This is a genomic window from Reichenbachiella ulvae (assembly GCF_025833875.1).
Taxonomy (GTDB): domain Bacteria; phylum Bacteroidota; class Bacteroidia; order Cytophagales; family Cyclobacteriaceae; genus Reichenbachiella; species Reichenbachiella ulvae.
This window is the reverse complement of record NZ_JAOYOD010000001.1, coordinates 276,280-295,593: the sequence shown is the minus strand read 5'-3', so window position 1 is coordinate 295,593 and position 19,314 is coordinate 276,280. Positions and strand designations below refer to the sequence as shown.

14 protein-coding genes are annotated in these 19,314 nt (G+C 45.7%); 6 read left to right on the top strand and 8 right to left on the bottom strand.

Translation table 11 applies throughout. The features are described 5' to 3' along the window. Positions 1 to 3 precede the first annotated feature (3 nt). The 6 genes from N7U62_RS01030 to N7U62_RS01005 form a co-directional block, all read right to left on the bottom strand. A complete protein-coding gene (locus N7U62_RS01030; protein WP_264136015.1) occupies positions 4 to 978 on the bottom strand; it encodes an NADPH:quinone oxidoreductase family protein in 975 nt (324 codons plus the stop codon). Between the two features lie 26 nt (positions 979 to 1,004). Beyond that, entirely contained in the window at positions 1,005 to 4,130 is a 3,126-nt protein-coding gene (locus N7U62_RS01025) for a UvrD-helicase domain-containing protein (RefSeq protein WP_264136014.1), read from the bottom strand. Positions 4,131 to 4,285: 155 nt separating this feature from the next. Then, a complete protein-coding gene (gene sdaAB / locus N7U62_RS01020) occupies positions 4,286 to 4,951 on the bottom strand; it encodes an L-serine ammonia-lyase, iron-sulfur-dependent subunit beta (RefSeq protein ID WP_264136013.1) in 666 nt (221 codons plus the stop codon). Positions 4,952 to 5,193: 242 nt separating this feature from the next. Continuing rightward, positions 5,194 to 5,988 carry a thymidylate synthase gene (locus tag N7U62_RS01015; protein ID WP_264136012.1) on the bottom strand — a complete coding sequence of 265 codons (795 nt, stop codon included), beginning with the start codon at positions 5,986 to 5,988 and terminating at the stop codon, positions 5,194 to 5,196. Positions 5,989 to 6,520: 532 nt separating this feature from the next. Then, on the bottom strand, positions 6,521 to 6,769 hold the full coding sequence (locus N7U62_RS01010; protein ID WP_264136011.1) for a type II toxin-antitoxin system RelE/ParE family toxin: 249 nt from the start codon (positions 6,767 to 6,769) through the stop codon (positions 6,521 to 6,523). Positions 6,770 to 6,812: 43 nt separating this feature from the next. Further along, positions 6,813 to 7,061, bottom strand: coding sequence for a type II toxin-antitoxin system ParD family antitoxin (locus tag N7U62_RS01005; RefSeq protein ID WP_264136010.1), 249 nt, complete (start codon positions 7,059 to 7,061; stop codon positions 6,813 to 6,815). A 146-nt stretch (positions 7,062 to 7,207) separates the two neighbouring features. On the opposite strand from N7U62_RS01005, the gene N7U62_RS01000 reads away from it, so the two are divergent. Both N7U62_RS01000 and N7U62_RS00995 read left to right on the top strand, forming a co-directional pair. Continuing rightward, complete coding sequence (locus N7U62_RS01000) at positions 7,208 to 9,463, top strand: efflux RND transporter permease subunit (RefSeq protein ID WP_264136009.1); 2,256 nt, start codon at positions 7,208 to 7,210, stop codon at positions 9,461 to 9,463. 58 nt (positions 9,464 to 9,521) lie between these two features. Continuing rightward, positions 9,522 to 10,043 carry an outer membrane beta-barrel protein gene (locus N7U62_RS00995; protein WP_264136008.1) on the top strand — a complete coding sequence of 174 codons (522 nt, stop codon included), beginning with the start codon at positions 9,522 to 9,524 and terminating at the stop codon, positions 10,041 to 10,043. A gap of 6 nt (positions 10,044 to 10,049) precedes the next feature. Here N7U62_RS00995 and N7U62_RS00990 read toward each other — a convergent pair whose 3' ends face one another. After that, positions 10,050 to 11,876, bottom strand: coding sequence for a hypothetical protein (locus N7U62_RS00990; RefSeq protein WP_264136007.1), 1,827 nt, complete (start codon positions 11,874 to 11,876; stop codon positions 10,050 to 10,052). Positions 11,877 to 12,147: 271 nt separating this feature from the next. On the opposite strand from N7U62_RS00990, the gene N7U62_RS00985 reads away from it, so the two are divergent. Together N7U62_RS00985 and N7U62_RS00980 are read left to right on the top strand one after the other, a co-directional pair. Beyond that, entirely contained in the window at positions 12,148 to 13,044 is an 897-nt protein-coding gene (locus N7U62_RS00985) for an EamA family transporter (RefSeq protein WP_264136006.1), read from the top strand. A 124-nt stretch (positions 13,045 to 13,168) separates the two neighbouring features. Next, positions 13,169 to 15,151, top strand: coding sequence for an FGGY family carbohydrate kinase (locus tag N7U62_RS00980; RefSeq protein ID WP_264136005.1), 1,983 nt, complete (start codon positions 13,169 to 13,171; stop codon positions 15,149 to 15,151). A gap of 75 nt (positions 15,152 to 15,226) precedes the next feature. On the opposite strand, the gene N7U62_RS00975 is transcribed toward N7U62_RS00980, so the two are convergent. Beyond that, on the bottom strand, positions 15,227 to 15,949 hold the full coding sequence (locus N7U62_RS00975; protein ID WP_264136004.1) for a cytidylate kinase-like family protein: 723 nt from the start codon (positions 15,947 to 15,949) through the stop codon (positions 15,227 to 15,229). A gap of 408 nt (positions 15,950 to 16,357) precedes the next feature. Here N7U62_RS00975 and N7U62_RS00970 point away from each other — a divergent pair, with 408 nt between their 5' ends. Both N7U62_RS00970 and xylA read left to right on the top strand, forming a co-directional pair. Continuing rightward, positions 16,358 to 17,848, top strand: coding sequence for a xylulokinase (locus tag N7U62_RS00970; RefSeq protein WP_264136003.1), 1,491 nt, complete (start codon positions 16,358 to 16,360; stop codon positions 17,846 to 17,848). 16 nt (positions 17,849 to 17,864) lie between these two features. Continuing rightward, positions 17,865 to 19,208 carry a xylose isomerase gene (gene xylA, locus N7U62_RS00965; RefSeq protein WP_264136002.1) on the top strand — a complete coding sequence of 448 codons (1,344 nt, stop codon included), beginning with the start codon at positions 17,865 to 17,867 and terminating at the stop codon, positions 19,206 to 19,208. Positions 19,209 to 19,314: the final 106 nt, after the last annotated feature.

Genomic DNA, 19,314 nt, shown 5'->3' with positions numbered 1-19,314 from the left:
ATTCTAAGCTATCAAAACAATCTTACCCTTCACTTCTTGATTTAACAAAGCCTTCATAGCGGCTTCATATTGATCCAGTGGATAAGAATGATAGATCACGCTTTCCAATTCTCCACTTTCAAACCATTCCAATAATTGGGCCACATTTTCGCGGTTTTGATTGACATCATTACGAAATAGGGATCCCCAAAACACACCCACGATAGAGGCACTTTTGAGCAAAGGCAAGTTGAAAGGCAATCGAGGGATCTGCCCCGAGGCAAAGCCCACGACCAGATATCGTCCAAAGCGAGCAATCGATCGAAAAGCTGCTTCTGCATAGTCCCCACCCACCGGATCTACTATCACATCCACTCCTTGTCCATCTGTGATTTCCTTGGCTCTGCTTTTCAAATCCTCCTTTTTGTAATTGATGGTATGATCCGCACCGATGGATCGGCAGAAATCCAGCTTCTCGTCAGTAGAGGCACAGGCTATCACCTTGGCGCCCATTAGTTTAGCCAGTTGGATAGAGGCTACTCCTATCCCGCCTCCAGCTCCCAGAACCATGACAGTTTCTCCTGCCTTCAATTGTCCCCTGTCCTTCAAAGCATGAATCGAGGTGGCATAGGTCATCAGAGAGGCAGCAGCCTGCTCGTAGCTCATCTGTTCTGGAATAATGAAAGTATTGCTGGCTCTGGCTCGAACCTCCTCTGCCAATCCTCCCCAGCTGGTCCCCGACATGACTCGATCTCCAGGCTTCAAACCTTCCACTCCTGTGCCAACAGACTTGACCACTCCTGCCACTTCTCCTCCTGGAGAAAAGGGCAGATCAGGTTGAAACTGGTATTTGCCCTGAATGATCAAGGTATCAGGAAAATTCAGTCCCGCTGCCTTCACTGAGATAATGACCTGACCTTCTTCTGGTGTTAAATCCTCTACCTCTTCGATCACCAGATTCTCCGGTCCTCCGAACGACTTGCACAATACTGCTTTCATCTTAATATTCTATTTAGTTCTATCCATCAAACTGCAATCAGCTCAGGCTGATTGAAATAGATCAAGTAGCCCTTCACCTGATCATAGCCCATTTGATGAAGTATCGATTTGTATTCTTCCACTTGCTGGATGTGGCCCTGAGATTTGAATCCCGTTTTGTAATCAATCACCAATGCCAGCCCCTCCTTGATAACCACACGGTCGGGTCGTTTCATTTTGCCATCGGCAAGCAGGATCGAAGCTTCATTCTTCACCTCCCAATCCTCACTAAACCACTGAGAGACTTGAGGCAAATCCCATACCTGCCTCAGATGCTTTTTGATTTCTTCGAGCTCGTCTTCTCTCAGACCAAACTTGGTCACAGCCAACTCTATCGCCGTAGTAAAATCCGATCGCTTGCGAATCTTAGAAAAGATCCAGTGAACGATATCTCCATAGTTGATGGATTCGATCTGCGACTCTTCCAGTATCCGCCTTTGATGACGAAGGGACAGCTCAAAGGAGGAAGCATGTAGACTCTGTTTTGGCTCAAGAACCAAAGGTTTGATCAGGTCAACCTCCTTGCTGTGAGAGGACTCCCCTACCTTCCCAATCTCTACCTCCAACTGATCCTCCTCTATCAGATGCTGCTGTTGGGCATACTGATACACCAGGTGTCCTACATGTTGGAAAAGCTTTTTGCCAATATCCATTGGGCAGCACATATATAGTACCTCCTCTGCACGTGTCATGGCCACATAGAGCAAATTAAGATTGTCCAAATGAATGTCATGCAATTCAGCCTGATAGTCCTTGACAAATACCGTTTGCGTCAGCTCTGTTTTGTACTTAACAGGCACCAGCGGCAAACCCAGGATATTAGAGTCGCTCGCCTCCTCGCTCCAAAGGAAGGGTCTAATATTGCCATGATCGAGCAACCAATTGCAGTAAGGCAGAAGCACCGCCTTGAATTGAAGGCCTTTGGACTGGTGGACCGTCATGATGGTCATCGCATCCTGTTCGCCAGACAGCGTAATCGAACGGTTGCTATTGTCCGACCACCAGCGCATAAAATCCAATCGCGCATCGGCCTCATACTCCAGAAAATCCTCTACCGCATCCTGAAATGCCAGCACATAGGGCAGATCTTCTTTTCGACTCAGTAGATCAAAGACCTTGACACATGCATTGACCAACTGAGACAATCTGAGCTTCTGCCATTCGGGTGCCTGTTTTTCGATTTCGATCCAAAGGGACTCTGCCTGGTCCTGATCTTCTACCAGAGCCGTCAGTGCATAGCGCACCTGCTCCTGAAGCAAGGGCTCTTTTCTGTTCTGCAGATAGGAAACCACCTGTAGGATCAAGTGCACAGCCTTGTTATTTTTGATAAATAGAGATTCGTTGGATATCACATCGTAGCGATAGTGATCTTCGGGGTGATTGAGACGATGACTCATCAGTGCTTCGGCAATTTTGCGTCCCTCGGTGTTTTTACGAACCAAGATGGCTATGTCGCTGAGCTGATAGTTATTGTCCTGCAAGAATTGAACCTGCTTGATCAACTGCTCTACTTCATAGCCCTCCTCCTGCTCTTTCTTATCAAAGAACTGTAAACGCACCAAGCCTTCCCCAGATTCGTCCCAAAGCTGCTGACTGCTGGATTGATAGGCCTCCTGTATTCTGACCTTGCTGCCTTCATACTTGCCCATGACACCACCTTCTACTATGGCGGGCGCAGCTTCGAAAAATTCGTTATTGAACTTCACGATGTTCTCCTTGCTTCGTCGGTTGACAGCCAGCGTCTTTTCAGCTATGGTTTGCTCGTCCATCCCGTCTTTGACCCTGGACAAAAGGATGTCCCAATCGCCCCCGCGCCAGCGATAGATGGATTGCTTGACATCCCCCACGATCATATTGAATTGGCCACTGGCCAGGCTGTCCTGAACGAGCGGTCGGAAGTTGTCCCAATGCAGGCCACTGGTATCCTGAAACTCGTCGATCAGATAGTGTTTGTATCTCGTTCCTATTTTTTCGTAGACATAGGGAGAATCCGAATCGTTGATGATCTCGTGAAGGAATAGCTGAAAGTCCGAGATCAAAAGCAGGTCGTTGTCCTCTTTATAGTCTCCAATCTCCTGGTGTATTCTGGACAACAGCCCAAAGGCATACAACTGCCCCGAAACCTGCTGAAGTGACTTGTAGGCCTTGATGTTTTTTTGATAGTAATCAACAAGTTGCTGTAGTTCGTCCCTCAACCCACTATTAACGGCTTGTTCTACAACATCCCTTTCTTTGGATGTCTTTGGAGCCCATTTATCATCTTTTAATGCGTTTTCTATGTAGGAGTTGGGTTCCTTTAAATCTCCATTGCGACCCAAGGCATATAGATAACCACCTACACCTTTACCCTTCTGAGTAAAACTATCAATCCCAAGTCCGTATCTTTCGATTGTTTCTACACCTGCTAGTGCTAGTTCCTTACAAGTTGAAACAAACTCATTCATTTTGGAGGAAACATTCTGGATCACTCGATCCATAAAACCTTCATCGTCCAGCCTGGCAAAGATCTCATGTCGTCGTGAAAGCACCTCATCTTTGAATAGCTCTCGGGACAAATTCATAATGCTTTTGTTGGTGTCCCAGGACTTGCCATCATTGATCTCGCTGATCGCAAAATCGGTCAACCAACGCAATAGCTGCTGATCAGAGCTAATCTGCTGAATCAAGCGATCGATCACCTCGGAGAGCACTTTGTTCTGATCCAGTTCGATTTTGAATCCACTATGGATCCCGATCTCACGGGCAAAGGATCGCACCACCTTCTGAAAAAAAGCATCAATGGTAGTGACCGCAAAGAAGGAATAGTTGTGTAGCAAGGTCTTGAGTACCTTATCGGCTCTTTGCTTCAATGTCGCAGCATCCATCTTCAGATCCTCCATCAGATCTTTTGCCATGGGTGGCTCACTCTTGCTGATCTCTCGGAGCGTATCTACGATTCGGGATTTCATCTCCTGGGTAGCCTTGTTGGTAAAGGTCACCGCCAGGATGGACTTGAAATACTCCGGATAGCGCAAGGCCAGTCGCAGGTAGTTGTAAGTCAGCGTATAGGTCTTACCCGATCCTGCAGAAGCGCGATAAATATGAAAATTGGACTGAGAAGAATCTTGCTCCATGATTGCCTGCTTGATGAAAAACTAAAGTTAATAGCAGCCTTACTCTTCACCAGTAAAAGCAGCACTTTTTTTGATGCGAATCAATCGTAACTGTTGGCCATTCGCCTTTGGCTATTGGCTAATGGCCAACTGCAAAAAGCCAATAGCAATAAAACCTAAATAACCGGAATATAAATCACGTTGTGCACCCACTTGAGATTGCGGATGTACTGCAGCGTAATGTCATTGATACCGGAATCCATCTCTATGATCTGGCAGGCAATGTCGTTCTTTCCCTTTCGGGATACGGTCATGGTCGCGATGTTGCAGTCATCGTGCGAGATCACATCTGAGATAAAGGCGATGCTGCCCATCGCATCGTCAGTCGTGACGATCAAGGTGTGCAGATTGGCAGTAAAACCGGAATTGAAGCCATTGACACTGGCGATTCGGATCACTCCTCCTCCGCGGCTTTCGCCCTCTAGTTCGATCTTTTTGTCTCCTTTAGTGAGTTTGAGATAGACGGTGTTGGGGTGTTTGGTCGATGCATTGCCAATGGAGCGGAATTTGAACTTCATCTTCCCCTTGGCATGATCAAAGGAGTTTTTGATGCGCTCGTCATCGGTTTCAAAATCCATCAATCCAGCTACAATCGCACGATCACTGCCGTGCCCTTCGTAGGTCTGGGCAAAAGAATTGTAAAAGGTGATTTCCGCCTCCTCGGCTATGCCACCGAGCAATTTGACTCCTACTCTACCGATACGCACCACTCCGGCGGTATGTGAACTGGACGGACCGATCATGACAGGACCGATCATATCGAACACACTGCTTCGTTCCATGATTTTTGGGGTTGTTTAGCCTGAATACGATTCAGGAGTTAAAAGTTAATCATTAATTAGTTAATAGGTCTCACTCAATCTTTTAACCATGGCAATCGAATTAAAAAACTAAATCCCTCCAAGGGTTTTCTAGAAGGAATTTCTGCCATTGAACACAATACGAAATTGTAAAAATAAACCCTTGGAGGGTTTCTTGTTATTAGTTATTTGAATGCAATTACGCTGACTTGTAACCTAAATAATTAAACCGCCACAGCCGCCTTGATATGCGGATGCGGATCATATCCCACCAGTTCGAAATCCTCAAACTTGAACTCGAAGAGATCTTTCACCTCAGGATTGATCTTCAAGGTAGGCAGAGGCCTGAAGTCGCGACTCAACTGCAAGTTGGCCTGCTCGATGTGGTTCGAATACAGGTGTGCATCGCCTAGCGTGTGTACGAAATCTCCAGGCTCCAGATCACAAACCTGAGCAATCATCATCGTCAGCAATGCATAGGAAGCAATATTGAACGGCACACCCAAAAACACATCTGCACTGCGCTGATACAGCTGACAGCTCAACTTGCCATCCGCTACATAAAACTGGAAGAAGGCATGGCAGGGAGGCAAAGCCATGTTAGGCACATCCGCCACGTTCCATGCACTCACGATCAACCTACGCGAATTCGGGTTGTTTTTGATATCGTTCACCACTTGTGCGATTTGGTCGATGGTTTGACCATCGGCAGTAGGCCAGCTGCGCCATTGCACACCGTATACCGGTCCTAGATTGCCCTCTTCGTCAGCCCACTCGTCCCAGATCGACACGCCATTTTCCTTGAGGTATGCGATATTCTGATCGCCTTTCAAAAACCAAAGCAATTCGTGGATGATGGATCTCAGGTGCAGTTTTTTGGTCGTCACTACCGGAAATCCCTCCGACAAATCAAAACGCATCTGATGCCCAAAGACACTGGTAGTACCCGTTCCGGTTCTGTCTCCTTTTTGTACACCCTCGTCGAGGATTCTCTGCATCAGTTCGTGGTATTGCTTCATCTTCTCTTTGGTTTATCGATTCAATTAAACGATCTCAAAATTAGCCCAATAATCTGAAAAGATTGGCTTGCCCTCGCGACAAATCAGACTGGAGTTAATGGTTAATGGTTAATAGTCAATGGGCCTAACATATCCCCTTCAGGCAAATCCACTCCAATCTGCAGCACGAATGGCCGAACTGGGGCAAATGTGCTGCAACCTGCATGAAGAAATCCTCTATTGGGGCAAAGCTCCTGCAGCTTGTAGGAAGGTTGCCCCCGCACGGGCAAGGTCGCCGCAGCTTGCAGCGAGGAATCCCAAGCTCATGCAAATGCCCTGCAGACTGCAGGGGCCAATTCTACCTTCATGCAAGTCTCCTGCAGGTTGCAGGAAGAAACCATGGGCTCATGCAAGTGTGCTGCAAGTTGCAGGGAGCTTGCATGAACGCATGCAAGGCTGCTGCATGTCGAGACTAATCTGCATGATCATATGATTAGGAAACCGAGTGGATGTTCTACTGTTGTGATTAGACTTGAATGGACCCTTTACAGAGCTACTCTAGGAGTCTGCTCTTATAATCCATGCGTTTATGCAAGATTCGAATGATAGTAACCGATTGATCCTGAGACACCCGATAGAAAACAATGTGTGACATTACTGGCAATGCCCTATATCCGAGTCTTAGGTCCTCGTAGCTCTTGCCTAATTGTGGTTTTTCGCTGATCTTAGAAAAGCCATCAATCAATCCCTGGTAATATTTATCCGCCTGCCTACGGACCAATTCTCTTTTGTGTATTCCCATATCCCGATTAAATCAATTCGGGCCTTTGATGAAATACTATACTTCATTGAATGTTATGCCTGGAATGAAGCTCATCCAACAAAGCCTGTGGATCAAAGTCTTCCACTAGTCCACTCTCCTCTCCTTCCTTTATGGCCTTCAAAAGAATGTTTTTTTTCTCTTCTTGTTCCTCGAGTAAGCGCAGGGCAGCCCGAATCACTTCACTGGCAGAATTATACCTCCCCGATTTAACTGAAGTAGAAACAAAATTATCAAAATGATCTCCAAGAGCTATTGATGTGTTTTTTGCCATGGCCTCTTCTGTTTGTTACATTCAAAGTTACCAAACCTTGGTACCTGATACAAATGAATACAACATGTGTCCTACCTTTTCATCTGGTAAAACCCAGAATTGCACAAAACAGAACTAATATTGCAGGGCGAAAATATTGCTAGCGAATGATCAACAAAAAGTCCTCTATTCTTTCCCTTGTGATCACCTTTGTCGTGATGGGCATCATGGGCATGCAGCTTTTCGATCTCAAATTCAACAACGATCTGGATGCTTTCTTTCCACTCGACGATCCCGATCTGATCTACTACAAATCCTACACCGAAAAATTCGGTCACGACAATGACTACATCCTCGTGGCATTCGAAAACCAGGCGGGGATATTCCAACAGGACTTTCTACTCCGACAGGACTCAGTAGCCGAGCAACTGGAAGACATCGAGGGGGTAGAGCAAATCATCTCTCTGGTCAACTTAAAGAAACTGGTCAAAGGACCAATGGGCTATTTGGAGATCCCCTACCTCCACCTCGACGACCCAGCGCAACTCGAAAAAGACAGCCTAAAAATCATCAAAGAGCCGCATGTCTGGAGCCAGTTCATAGCCGAGGACTATAGCTCGACCAAGCTGATCATCATGCACCGCAAGTTTGAGAACAAGAAGCTGGCGGACGGGTTCGTATCGGAGATCCACCGAGTACTGAGTCAATATCAATTTGACAAAGTGCGGCTGGCTGGACGCCCGATTGGCGAACGAGCCTATGTATGGGCGGTGCAGCAGGATTTTACTTTCTTCCTGATCTTCAGCGGCATCACCATTCTGATCATGCTGATCATCTTCATCCGTAAACCCTCGATGGTGGCAGCAGCTCTGCTGATTTCTCTCTTGTCAGTGGCGCTGACCCTGAGTTTTATGACCCTGGTCGGAAAGGAAATCGACATACTCTCTACCCTCATTCCTTCCATTCTACTGGTGGTATCCATGTCGGACATTATTCACCTCTTTTCGCATGCGAAAGAAGAATACAATGCAGGCACTCCGATGCAGACTGCCGTCAACCGAGCCGTGGGCAAAGTCGGTTTTGCTACGCTGCTTACTTCACTGACTACAGCGGTGGGCTTCATCACCCTGATCTCTATTCGAGTTCAGCCCATCATCGATTTAGGGATCTACAGCGCCATTGGTATTCTTTTCGCCTTTGTGCTGACTTATGCACTCTTCCCGCAGTTGATGTATTTGATCCACCCTAATCTGGGCAGAAAGAAAAGCAATAAGCTGATCAAGAAAATACTGGACACCCTATATCACTGGGTATTGAGAAAACAAAAACTGATCATTTGGTCTTTTATCATCGGCTTTCTGGTGGTTCTCTATGGCATCTCGAGATTAGAGATCAATGCCTACCTGATCGATGACCTGCCCAAAAACGACCCGGTACGCGCTGACTTCAAATATTTCGACAGTGAATATGGAGGCACCAAGCCCTTTACGATGACGATATGGATGGCCGACAGCTCCGATATCTACAATCCTAGAGCCATCGCTATGATCGACTCGATCGAGACACTGGCCCACGAGATGCTCAATGCCAACAATCTGGTATCTCCAGCCACCCTCGTGAAATCCATCCATCAAATGCAGCACAGTGGACTGGCCTCAGCCTACCAGCTGCCTGGCAATGATCGGGATTGGGATCAGGCCCTGCGCACCATCAAGAAAGGAAAGGTAGAGCAGCGATTCTTCAAAGTGACCGACGGCTATCTGGCTCAGATCAGCGGGTTTTCTCGGGACCAGGGATCCAAAGACGCCACCGAACGAACAGAAAAATTGAGAACGGTATTGAATCAATGGCTGAACGAAGACAGCCCACTGCGCTATCGAATCACCGGTTCACAGCTATTGATCGAAAAGAGCCACGCCACCCTCTCCATGAATCTGATGAAAGGCCTATTCGGAGCGGTGATTATCGTGAGCATCATTGCCGGCTATATGTTCAGATCCTGGCGCATGATTCTGATCACACTGATTCCGAATCTCTTTCCTATCATGGCCATCGCGGCAGTGATGGGGCTTTTTGGCATCCCGATCAATCTCGGCACCTCGATCATCTTTGCGATATCCTTCGGGATAGTGGTGGACGACACGATTCACTTCCTCAGCAAAATGCGGGAAGAACGAATCGCAGGTCGTACCATGATTTATGCCATCAAACGCACGCTCTTCGCCACCGGCGAACCGATCATCATCACCACGATCATCCTGACTTCAGGATTTGCCATCTTCTGCTTTTCGCAGTTTGCCGCCACCTTCCACACAGGATTGTTTGTGAGTGTGTCATTTATCGTAGCATTGATTGCGGACCTGACTTTACTTCCTGTTTTGATTCTCTACTTTTTGCCTCGCAAGGTTTTGAGAAGAAAATAGCCTTCCACCTCTGCATATCACTTTGGGATTAATTATTTTAGATAGAAATCACGAACTCATGAATCACAAAGCAATCCTACTCACTAGCCTATTCCTTTTATTAATGGTTTTTTCTGCCTCAGCACAGCGCTATGGACAGGTATCCAAGTTTCGCATGTCGCTGAGTGCCCTGGCAGGATCTAAAACAGGTTATGGTAAGGATTTCGTAGATCCGGGCTTTGGCTTAGGTGCTAACCTGGGAATGGAATATGTGTTTCACAAATCCGCAAGTGTAGCAGGCAGCTACAGCTATTTCTTTACGGGTTCGGATGTAGTCAAATCCGTATCCGTGATCAACGTAGACGGTCGCTATTACTTTGCTGGTGAGCGAAGCGATAGCAAAATATACGCGCTACTAGGGGTCGCCGTAGGCTGGAGCAACAGAACAGGTACCGACAACAACTCCGAAACCGGCCTCAACCTCGGCATTGGTTTCAATCATGCCCTGAACAAAGATTGGGGTTTCAATCTACAAGCCAAATACCAAACCCCGGTAGAAAGTCAATTCGTAATCGGGGCTGGTATCATTCGTAGCTTTTGAGTCCTGCTAAGCCAGCTCAGGTTCTGCCAACCTGAGCGCAAAGCACTCTTCTAATCGACACTTGGCTTCATCCAGACCATTCGTGAATCGATCTGACAGCTCGTGATACACTTTCTTCAGGTCCACAGCCAATGTCTCGTAATACTGGATTCCCTCCATCAAGTTTTTGTAAAACTTATTGACGTATTTGAGTTGTCTCGCCTCGGTCATCCAGAGTTCGTCCTTGATTAGCTCCAGCCAGTAGTCCACATACAGATTCAGCTCTTTGATAAACATGTGTGGTCGATCCACACCTCTCATCAAATCGATGCGACCATAGATGTGATCCAGCATCTGACTCAGCGATACGATCTCCGAGAAATAAGCAATATTCGGCCCTGGGCATATATTCACTGCCGGGCGATTTTTGAAAGGATCCAGTTCGTACTCATGCACCGCAGAGTTGCTCAGGCCTACGCAGAGACATTCCTTGTCTAGCACATCCTGCTTCTGACGTTCATACTCTTCCTTAGCCAACCCCTCTTCTTTCAGTGCCTTCAGTTTCTTTTTCTGATACTCGATCGAAGCGGTACATATCGGTTCCTTCCCGAACTCAACATTGCTCACCAAATACTTTTCAGTACAGGGACTTCCGGGCTTTCCTTTGGAGATGCGAAGGTATTTTTCCTCCTCGCTGCTCGTTCCTTTCAGGTAGTTGAATCGAACGCCTAGTGGAGAGTTCTTACTCAAGACCACATCTTTCTCTCGCGCATCGGCCAGACGGTCCAGAGTCAGCGAATCAACAGTAGTCGCCTCTGGCACTAGCAAAAAGGGAGTACCCCATCCCACACTGTCTGCTCCATAGTGATGGATCATCAACACCTGCTCTTCCTGACTGCCGACACCACCCTGAACGGTGATTTTCATTTCATGCGGCTGATCAGGACATTGGCCTCCTTTGGTCTCTATGGTCTGAGAATAGACCTGATACATGGACTCCTGCAGTTCTTCTCTTTTGGATTTGAACTCCTCCAAAATAGGCCCAAGCAAAAAGCCATCGGTGGCAAAAGCGTGTCCCCCACAGTTGAGTCCCGATTCTATTCGAAATTCACTGACCCAAAGTCCTTTTTTGGCGAGCATCTTGCCCTGTACCAGTGCGGACCTGTAGTCAGATACTTTGATCGCGATCTTCTTATCAAAGCTCCCGTCTGCATTGGCACTAAAAGCCTCCATATCCTCCATGTAGGCGAACAACCGCGGATTCATACCCGCGGACAATACGATGGTCGAATCAGTCAAATCACTCTTGGCATAGCCGCGTAGTGCAGTCACCGCATCAGAGCCATCTACTATTTCTTCCCCGCTGGTATCAAGGGTAGGCTTATCCAGCTTCGTCATGATGTTGACATCTATGCTTCCTGGTTGTATTATCGATTTCAGTTTGGTGATCAAGCGCTCCTTTTCGTTTTTGTCAGTCATACTTTTCATGATCTTGTAAGTACGCTTAGCTTGATGATGATCAGGAAGCATCTGGAAGTATCGGTCCAGATCACTGCCTTCCCCAAAAGAGGAAGCCTTCATTTTTTCTATTTGGCTTTTTACAATTCGATTGACCAGATTCAAGTAGTCTGTAATCCTTCTCGCTCGTGAGTCTTCCTCCTTCTCACTTATAGCCACAAAGGGTTCTCCTATTTGCTGATAGTAGTGTTTCCTCATCTTTTCGATCAGGTTGTCCTGAACAATTGAGATTACCGAAGAGATGCCAAATTTGGCTACTTTGATCGGTGAGTCGATGGTAAATGCCAGTCCCATTACAGGGATATGAAAGTCGTGAGACATTTTGTTTGAATGCATATCTAGATATTTGAGTGGATGAAAATCCAATGGAGAATACTCATTCATTGAATTATAAAATTGCTGCACCCAAAGGTTAGCCTTTTTTACTTAGGGATTTATGATCTAAATCAGGTCGAACCTTAAGCTATATCACCTGTATTCCCAATATTCAATTGTCGGTCAACCACTATGACAAATGAGATGTCAGCAATTCATCTCAAATAGAAGCCGCTCCATTAGTATCTCCCGTTATCCCTTTCTAATTTCGCCCTTGCAAAGCGTTCTTTCTATGTGGATACTACTTGGCATTATTTCGTTACTGGCTCTTGGGGTTTATGACATCCTCAAAAAGGTCTCGCTGTACAACAATGCCGTTCTTCCAGTCTTGTTCTTTTCCACACTTGCATCAGCCTTGTTCTTTTTCCCGACCTGGATCATGTCATACACCGTAGAAGGCTTTGATCAATATGAGAACTTCTACATTCCAGCGGTCAGTTTCAAAGTTCACCTGCTGATCATACTAAAAGCGCTTATTGTCATTTCCTCCTGGATTCTGTCCTTTCTTGCGCTTAAAAACTTGCCAATCAGTATTGTCTCCCCGATTCGTTCTACAGGTCCGGTTTGGACTTTGATCGGAGCGATTTTGATCTATGGCGAGACCCTTAACACCTGGCAATGGGTGGGTATGGTAGTAGCGCTGATCTTCTTTTATTTGTTTTCCATCGCCGGCAACAAGGAAGGTGTTGATTTCAAAACCAACAAATGGGTATGGTTCATTTTTCTCGCCACCTTGATTGGTACGATTAGTACCCTTTATGACAAATATCTCATAGCTCACTACAATCGTCTGGCCATTCAGGCATACTTTTCCTTTTATCAGGTCCCAATCATGGCATTGGTCCTTTGGGCCTTTTGGTACCCCAAAAGAAAAAAACTCACCGCATTCAGATGGCAATGGACCATTCCTCTCATCGGAATTGTACTCGTGCTGGGGGATTTCGCCTATTTCTATGCGCTCACCTTCGAGGATTCATTGGTATCTATACTGTCCTTGCTACGTCGCAGCAGCGTGATCATATCCTTTGCAGCCGGTGCACTCTTATTCAAAGAAAAAAACATCCTTCACAAAGGCCTGATCCTACTGGGAATCATTGCAGGTATCCTTTTGATCATGATGGGTAGCTAAACCCCATTAGAAATCGGTCCGACGCATCAAAATTGATATTATCTGACACATCAATCATACAAATCTTGATTGCACAATAGAATAACTGACGTATCTTTGGCGTAGAAAAAGCAGAGAGGAGATTATGTATTTATTAGGCTATGAAGTGGGCAGTACGGCAATCAAAGTCGCCGTGATTCAGGCAGAACAAAATAAAGTAGTAGATGTACTGCAACACCCCGAACATGATCTTAGCATTATCACCAAACATAGCGGCTGGGCAGAACAGCACCCCGACATGTGGTGGCAAGAACTCTGCATGGCTACACGTAAAATCCTTAGCAAGAATAAAATCAACCCCAGAGATATAGCTGGTATCGGTATCGCATACCAAATGCACGGTCTGGTACTCATAGACCAAGACCACAAGGCACTTCGCCCATCCATCATCTGGAACGACAGCCGTGCTGTGGCCATAGGCAAAAAGGCCTTCAAAGATCTGGGAGAACAAGAATGTCTGGAAAACTACCTTAACTCTCCTGGTAATTTCACCGCATCCAAACTGCGATGGGTCAAGGATAACGAGCCGGACATTTACGACCGAATCTACAAAATCATGCTGCCTGGCGACTACATCGCTATGAAACTCACTGGCAAGATTCAGACTACCATTTCGGGTTTGTCTGAAGCCATACTTTGGGACTTCAAACAGAAAAAACCAGCCAAAAAGGTTTTGGACTATTACGGAATCGACGAAGACATGATCCCCGAGATTGTCCCGACCTTCGACGTACATGGTACACTGACTCCAGAAGCAGCAGAACTTGCTGGTCTGGCTGCAGGCATACCTGTCACCTATCGTGCAGGCGACCAACCCAACAATGCCTTGTCTCTGAATGTGTTGAATCCTGGAGAGATAGCTGCTACTAGTGCGGAATCAGGAGTGGTCTACGGTATCGTCGATCGACCCAAATATGATCAACGTTCGCGAGTCAATTCATTCGCGCATGTCAACTATGAAGACAACTTTGACCGTATCGGTGTTTTGCTCTGCCTCAATGGAGCCGGCAACCAATATGGCTGGATGAAGCATCAAATCGCACAGAGTGGCCGCCACTACGACGACATGGAGCGCATGGCAGCTACTGTACCCATCGGTTCTGATGACCTATGCATCTTGCCCTTTGGCAATGGAGCCGAAAGGATGCTGGACGAAAAGAGCATCAACTCCCATATCATGAACATGGAGTTCAATCGACACGGACGAGGACACCTCTACCGTGCCGCTCTGGAAGGTGTCGCTTTTTCCTTTGCCTATGGCATGAACCTATTGAAAGAAATGGGACTGGAAGTAGACATCCTGCGAGTCACCAATGACAACATGTTTCAGTCAGAGGTCTTTTCTATGACGCTGGCCACACTTCTGGATTGTCACATCGAGGTAGTGGACACCACGGGTGCGATTGGAGCTGCCCGTGCTGCGGGTGTGGCAAGTGGGGTTTATGCTTCTTTGGAAGAAGCCCTGTCTCATGTCACTCCCAGTACGATATTCGAGCCCCGACTGAACCAACCTCGCTGTATCCAGGCCTATCATCATTGGGTTTCCTATCTGGATCAAACCCTCTATGAAATCCCATCCAAAGCCAATAGACCGGAGGTGCTACGCGAAAAAAATAAAGCCCTAAAGACCTCTCTGGAGGAAAAAAACAAAGAACTGGCTTCCTCAGCGATGCAAGTTCACAACAAGGACGAATTCATTTTGGAGATCAAACAAAACCTGAGTGAAATCGCAAATGGCAACATGTCCGACGATCAAAAAAAGCAAATCAATAAGCTGATCCAAAAAATGGAGGATCATGTGGACAAGAACAAAGACTGGGAAAATTTTGAAGAAAAATTCAACCTACTGCATTCCGATTTCTTCAAAAAATTGAAAGAGGATCATCCAAAACTTTCAGTCGCAGAGGCGAAGCTATGCATGCTCCTGAAAATGAAGCTGTCTACCAAAGAAATTGCCAACCAACTGAATCTTTCGGTTCGTGGAGTTGAAACACGCCGATATCGATTGAGAAAAAAGCTACAACTACCCAAAGAAATAGAGTTGGAAAATTATGTAGACCGGGTCTAAAAAAGAAAGGCTGTATCCGTTCAATCACCCGCTTAGAGATTGACTTCAGATACAGCCCTAAAACAACTGACATCATCAATACACAGACATTTCTTCAGCATGATGCAAAGGCACTAATCGCCTTTTCTGCATCAAACTCACTATGATGTCCGCAATTTCCTCAACACTCAAGTGTTGCATGTTCAAGCTTAGGTCAAATATTCCATCGTCTATAGGCTGCTCGATTAGGTGCTCGGTCCAAGTCCTTCGATAGCTATCCATTCGTCGAATCAAATCAATGGATTCTTCGCGGGACAATTCTTGCTTTTCTGAAACCCATTTCGCACGAGCCTCAAGTGGTGCAGTCAGTTGAATATGCAGGCTGTTGCGCAAATACCGAACAACTCCCACGCCCCCACGTCCTACTATGACCACATTGCCTCTGCGTGCATAGGTATCAATTACGTCTTTTACATTGTTGATGATTTCCTTGTCAGACAAATTGTAATCTTTAGAAAAACCCGAAAGCAATTCGTTGACCACTGCCGAATGATGCAAAAACACTCTGTGTTCAACATCTATTGGAGTAATCCCAAGTACCTTGGCAGATTCATCTAAAATTTCTTTGTCTACATATTTCCAGAGGTGCTGCTTCATGCCACCAGGGCCCAAAGCATTCAATTTGCCGATCAAAGCCTTCAGCACTGCCCCTTCATCACAGCCATAGGTTCTGGATATGGTGATGACCGGCCCGGGAACAGTCTGAGTAGCGAGCATTTTTTCTCGCTCTTCAAAATAACGCTTAATGTTAACCTTCATAGTTATTAGGTTTTTCTGATCTTGAAGCCATGACATTAGTTTCGGTCTTCATTTCAGAGATTGCAATCCAAAAACCAATCTCTCACCATAGCCAAATTGCTTATCCCAATGGGATCATCCTGCGCGTATTCCTTCCATATTAACAGATACACTAGTATACGTAATCAAATAATTTTAGTCTTTGATATTCGACATAATTTGCCGTATGAGGATAATAAATTCTACCGGGCTGTAACTGTCAGCTTCATAAGTCAAAAAACCTGACGTATGCTTGAAATTTTATGAAGCGTGGATGAAGTAGTTCTTTAACTTATAATCCTACCTAATCCTGTTTTCTTTGTTTTGCAAATTGGGAAAGTACCTTTTGTACTGATTCAATCGGCGTATTTACAAGGCTAAATGAAAACAATGTATTTAATAGGATATGATCTGGGCAGCTCTTCGGTCAAAGCTGCACTCGTAGATGCGAAAAGCGGGAAAACACTCGCCATAGAACAATACCCTGAGGTAGAAATGGAAATCATTTCACACGAAGCAGGTTGGGCCGAGCAAGAACCCAACACCTGGTGGGACTATGTCAAAAAAGTGACCGACAAAGTAGTGAAAAGTGCAGGGATCGACGCTAGTCTCGTGCAGGGCATTGGCATTTCTTATCAAATGCATGGACTGGTATTGGTTGACGAAAACAATGAAGCCCTTCGCCCTTCTATCATTTGGTGCGATAGCCGTGCAGTAGAGATTGGAAATCAGGCGTTTGATACCATCGGCCATGACCAATGCCTGAAAAGCCTCCTCAACTCACCTGGTAACTTCACCGCCTCTAAACTGAAGTGGGTTAAAGACAATGAGCCGGAGGTATATGCCAAGGCAAAGAAAATGATGCTTCCGGGAGATTTCATCGCTATGAAAATGAGCGGCGAAATCAAAACGACCATTTCCGGTCTATCTGAGGGCATGCTTTGGGATTTTGAAAATGAAAAGGTTGCTAGTTTCCTACTGGATCACTATGGCATCAGCGAAGATTTGATTCCAGAGATTGTACCTTCTATCGGAGAGCAAGGAACACTCAGTGAAGAAGGAGCCAAAGAACTGGGACTGACTGCTGGGATCAGCATTGGTTACCGTGCAGGAGATCAGCCTAACAATGCGCTTTCTCTCAATGTATTCGAGCCAGGAGAAGTAGCCGCAACTGGCGGAACATCCGGTGTGGTATATGGTGTGGTAGACAAGCCAGCCATCGACCCCAAAACTCGTGTCAATGGATTTGCACATGTCAATCATACAAGCAGCGATCCGCGTGTGGGTGTATTACTTTGCATCAACGGTGCAGGTATCCAGTACAACTATGTTCGCCAACTGACCACCGATGGTAACGTCAGCTATCCCGAACTAGAAGCTAAAGCCAGCGAAATAGCCATAGGTTCTGATGGTTTAAAAATCATTCCTTTTGGTAATGGAGCTGAGCGCGTATTGGAAAATCAAAACCCTGGGTCACATATATCTAACCTGCATTTTAATCTGCATACTAAATCGCACTTTTACAGAGCGGCTTTAGAAGGGATTGCCTTCTCATTCATCTACGGAATGGAAATCATGCAGGACATGGGACTAGACGTGAAAGTGATGAAAGTAGGAAATGACAACCTCTTTCAATCTGAAATATTCTCTACGACGATCGCCTCAGTGATGGACTGTGAGATCCAAATGCTAGATGCTACAGGTGCCGTTGGTGCCGCCAAAGCCTCTGGAGTTGCCGCGGGTGCCTATTCAGATGTGCGAGAGGCTTTCCAAAGTATGGAAACGATCAAGACATATAAAGCGGCAGCAGATGCGGAAGCATATAAAAGCAGTTATCAAGACTGGAAAAAGGAATTAACATATATATTAAACAAGAATTAAATAAACGATTATAGAAATGGCAGACGATGTAAAAATTGTTACCGGAGACAAGGAATTCTTTCCGGGAATAGGAAAAATAAAATTTGAAGGCAGGGAATCTGACAACCCACTAGCGTTCAAATTCTACGACGAAAACAAAGTGGTGGCAGGCAAAACAATGAAGGAGCACTTTAGATTTGCTATCGCCTACTGGCATACCTTCTGTGGCACAGGTGGAGATCCGTTTGGCCCTGGCACTAAAACATTTCCATGGGATGCAAAAGGCGATGCAGTTAGCAAAGCCAAAGATAAAATGGATGCGGCTTTCGAATTTTTCACTAAAATCGGAGCACCTTACTACTGCTTCCACGACGTGGATTTGATCGACGAAGGCGCTTCATTAAAAGAATCAGGTGAGCGTTTGAACATCATCACAGATTATGCAAAAGAAAAACAGGCAGCTTCTGGCGTGAAGTTACTTTGGGGTACTGCCAATGCATTTTCTAATCCAAGATACATGAATGGTGCTTCGACCAATCCTGATTTTGATATTGTAGCCTATGCAGGTGCGCAGATCAAAAACGCGATTGATGCAACTATCAAGTTAGATGGTGAAAACTATGTATTCTGGGGTGGACGTGAAGGCTACATGTCTTTGCTTAACACTAACATGAAAAAGGAATTAGACCACATGGGTAGATTCCTAGGCATGGCTAGAGACTATGCAAGAAAACAAGGCTTCAAAGGAAACTTCTTTATCGAGCCAAAACCTGCTGAGCCATCTAAGCACCAGTATGATTACGATTCGGCAACAGTTATTGGCTTCCTGAAAGAGTACGGTTTGGACAAAGACTTCAAAATTAACATTGAAGTAAACCACGCTACTCTAGCTCAACATACTTTCACTCACGAACTACAGGTAGCAGCTGACGCAGGTATGTTGGGTAGTATTGATGCCAACAGAGGAGATTACCAAAACGGATGGGATACCGATCAGTTCCCTAACGACATCAACGAAGTAACTGAAGCGATGATGGTGATTCTCGAGAATGGTGGACTACAAGGCGGTGGTGTCAACTTTGATGCTAAGACCAGAAGAAACTCTACCGATCTGGAAGACATCTTCTATGCGCACATCGGAGGTATGGACATCTTCGCACGTGCATTGATGATCGCAGATGACATTTTGCAAAACTCTCAATATCTGAACCTGAAAAAAGCGAGATACAGCTCCTTCAACACGATTCAGGGTAAAGAATTTGAAGAAGGCAAACTAGACCTGGAAGCGCTGGCTAAAATCGCTCATGAAAATGGCGAGCCTAAGCTAAGAAGCGGTCAGCAAGAGTTGTATGAGAACATCATCAACCAATACATCAAATAAGACAAATAACAGGGTAGATATATTCAAATGTCTACCCTTTTTTTTGCTCTATTTTGGCAAATTGCAAGCTTGAATCTTTGGTTAACACATAAGGTTCGTTCACTTA

Excerpts from the sequence above, each read along its gene's own strand:
- N7U62_RS01030 (WP_264136015.1), bottom strand. The coding sequence starts at position 978 with ATGAAAGCAGTATTGTGCAAGTCGTTCGGAGGACCGGAGAATCTGGTG.
- N7U62_RS01025 (WP_264136014.1), bottom strand. The coding sequence starts at position 4,130 with ATGGAGCAAGATTCTTCTCAGTCCAATTTTCATATTTATCGCGCTTCT.
- sdaAB (WP_264136013.1), bottom strand. The coding sequence starts at position 4,951 with ATGGAACGAAGCAGTGTGTTCGATATGATCGGTCCTGTCATGATCGGT.
- N7U62_RS01015 (WP_264136012.1), bottom strand. The coding sequence starts at position 5,988 with ATGAAGCAATACCACGAACTGATGCAGAGAATCCTCGACGAGGGTGTA.
- N7U62_RS01010 (WP_264136011.1), bottom strand. The coding sequence starts at position 6,769 with ATGGGAATACACAAAAGAGAATTGGTCCGTAGGCAGGCGGATAAATAT.
- N7U62_RS01005 (WP_264136010.1), bottom strand. The coding sequence starts at position 7,061 with ATGGCAAAAAACACATCAATAGCTCTTGGAGATCATTTTGATAATTTT.
- N7U62_RS01000 (WP_264136009.1), top strand. The coding sequence starts at position 7,208 with ATGATCAACAAAAAGTCCTCTATTCTTTCCCTTGTGATCACCTTTGTC.
- N7U62_RS00995 (WP_264136008.1), top strand. The coding sequence starts at position 9,522 with ATGAATCACAAAGCAATCCTACTCACTAGCCTATTCCTTTTATTAATG.
- N7U62_RS00990 (WP_264136007.1), bottom strand. The coding sequence starts at position 11,876 with ATGCATTCAAACAAAATGTCTCACGACTTTCATATCCCTGTAATGGGA.
- N7U62_RS00985 (WP_264136006.1), top strand. The coding sequence starts at position 12,148 with ATGTGGATACTACTTGGCATTATTTCGTTACTGGCTCTTGGGGTTTAT.
- N7U62_RS00980 (WP_264136005.1), top strand. The coding sequence starts at position 13,169 with ATGTATTTATTAGGCTATGAAGTGGGCAGTACGGCAATCAAAGTCGCC.
- N7U62_RS00975 (WP_264136004.1), bottom strand. The coding sequence starts at position 15,949 with ATGAAGGTTAACATTAAGCGTTATTTTGAAGAGCGAGAAAAAATGCTC.
- N7U62_RS00970 (WP_264136003.1), top strand. The coding sequence starts at position 16,358 with ATGTATTTAATAGGATATGATCTGGGCAGCTCTTCGGTCAAAGCTGCA.
- xylA (WP_264136002.1), top strand. The coding sequence starts at position 17,865 with ATGGCAGACGATGTAAAAATTGTTACCGGAGACAAGGAATTCTTTCCG.